Here is a 1,781-nt window from a genome sequence, read left to right as displayed (position 1 = left end):
CATGCCGGCTTCGCCAGCCCGGTGATGGATATGGACAAGATCGTGCTCACCTATGCCGACATCAAGGCGGTGATGCGTGACTTGAAGGCGATCGGCGCCCACAACGTGGCGCAAGGTCGCTCCCGCGGCCTGATGGGCAAGGGCCAACTGGCCCGTGCCGAGGCAGCATATGAAAAACTGCGCCGCGATGGGCGCCTGCCAGCCACCTATGAGGTGGTGTATGGCCATGCCTGGAAACCGGCGCCGAAGCCGACGCTGGGTGAAGGTCGTCAGGTAATCGAATTTCACCGCAGAGCGGCGCGATGAGCGGTTTCTTTGTTACCGGTACCGATACCGAGGTGGGCAAGACGGTAGGCACCTGTGCGCTATTGCAGGCGCTAGCAGCGGAAGGCCTGCAGGTCGCCGGCATGAAGCCGCTGGCATCGGGCTGCACGGTCAATGCGCAAGGTAAACTGGAAAACGACGATGTACTGGCGCATCGCCGTGCCAGCAATGTGTTGGTTGCGCGTGAGCTGGCCAATCCCTATGCCTTCGTGCCACCGATTTCACCGCATCTGGCTGCGCAGGAGGCTGGCGTCGGCATCGACCTCTCCTTGATCGAGTCGCGCTATGCCGCACTGGCCGCCCAGTGTGATGTGGTGCTGGTGGAAGGGGCGGGCGGATGGCTGGCGCCGATCGATGATCGGCGCAGCATGGCAGATCTGGCGGCAGCGCTGGGGCTGCCGGTCATCCTGGTGGTGGGTATGCGCCTTGGTTGCCTGAACCATGCCATGTTGACCGTGGAAGCCATCAAGGCGCGCGGCTTGCAGCTGGCTGGCTGGGTGGCCAATTGTGTCGATCCGGCCATGTTGCGCCCTGCTGAAAACCTCGATTATTTGCGTAAGCGCATCACTGCGCCGCTGCTTGGCGTTATCCCGCATTTTTCATCTGGCGAAAAAGTTCAATCGAATCAAGTGCAAATACTCGAATTCGACGCTAAAGCCCTGCTGCACAAGTAAATTCGCCGCTTCTGGCTCGTTGAGTCGCGTTCTTCCCTCTGCTACCATGCCTGCGACTTTTGCCGTGCGCACTTGATGTGCGTCAAGGCAAAGCAAGAAATCGTATGACGCCGGAACACCGGCGCAAGCAAAGACGCTGGCACCCGCTGGCGTACTGTCATGGGGACAACATGAAGAACCGCGCTTCCTGGCTCACCGCCGCGCTTTCGCTCGTCACAAGCCTTTCCAGTTTTGCCGACTACCAACTGAATTTTCAGACGCCCGCCACCAAGCTTGCCGGTGAGATCTACGATCTGCACACCTATCTGTTGATTGTGTGTGTGGTCATCTTCGTAGTGGTGTTCGGAGCGATGTTTTATTCGATCTTCAAGCATCGCAAATCGGTAGGTCACAAGGCAGCTAATTTCCACGAGAGCACCACGGTCGAATTGATCTGGACCATCATTCCGGTGCTGATCCTGGCGGCCATGGCTTACCCGGCAACCAAGGTGGTGTTGGCACAAAAAGACACTCGCGGCGCCGATCTGACCATCAAGGTCACCGGTTACCAGTGGAAGTGGGGCTATGACTACATCGACGAAGGCATCAGCTTCCATAGTCGCCTGGCTACGCCACAGACCCAGTACGAGGAGTTCGATGGCAAGGGTGAGGCCAAGAACGCCAACTATCTGCTGGAAGTAGATAACCCGGTGGTGGTGCCGGTCGGCAAGAAAGTGCGCATCCTCACCACCGCCAATGCTGTGATCCATTCCTGGGGCGTGCCTGCCTTTGGTGTGAAGCAAG

2 protein-coding genes and 1 pseudogene are annotated in these 1,781 nt (G+C 58.7%); all 3 read left to right on the top strand.

Going from position 1 to position 1,781, the window contains the following annotated elements:
- Window positions 1-306: pseudogene (locus ACE3OH_RS22065) on the top strand (malonyl-[acyl-carrier protein] O-methyltransferase BioC); the annotation flags it as partial.
- The gene (gene bioD / locus ACE3OH_RS22060; RefSeq protein WP_374358402.1) at window positions 303-998 is read left to right on the top strand and encodes a dethiobiotin synthase; all 696 of its coding nucleotides are present in this window, start codon (window positions 303-305) and stop codon (window positions 996-998) included. The pseudogene ACE3OH_RS22065 and the gene bioD, both read left to right, overlap by 4 nt.
- 170 nt (window positions 999-1,168) lie before the next feature.
- Window positions 1,169-1,781, top strand: a 613-nt coding sequence (locus ACE3OH_RS22055) for a cytochrome c oxidase subunit II transmembrane domain-containing protein (protein WP_374358399.1), incomplete at its 3' end; no start/stop codon positions are given.

Origin of the sequence: Chitinimonas sp., from assembly GCF_041904975.1 — a bacterium.
GTDB lineage: Bacteria > Pseudomonadota > Gammaproteobacteria > Burkholderiales > Chitinimonadaceae > Chitinimonas.
Note: the sequence above shows the minus strand (reverse complement) of the source record. Positions and strands in the feature narration are given on the sequence as shown.

Excerpts from the sequence above, each read along its gene's own strand:
- bioD (WP_374358402.1), top strand. The coding sequence starts at position 303 with ATGAGCGGTTTCTTTGTTACCGGTACCGATACCGAGGTGGGCAAGACG.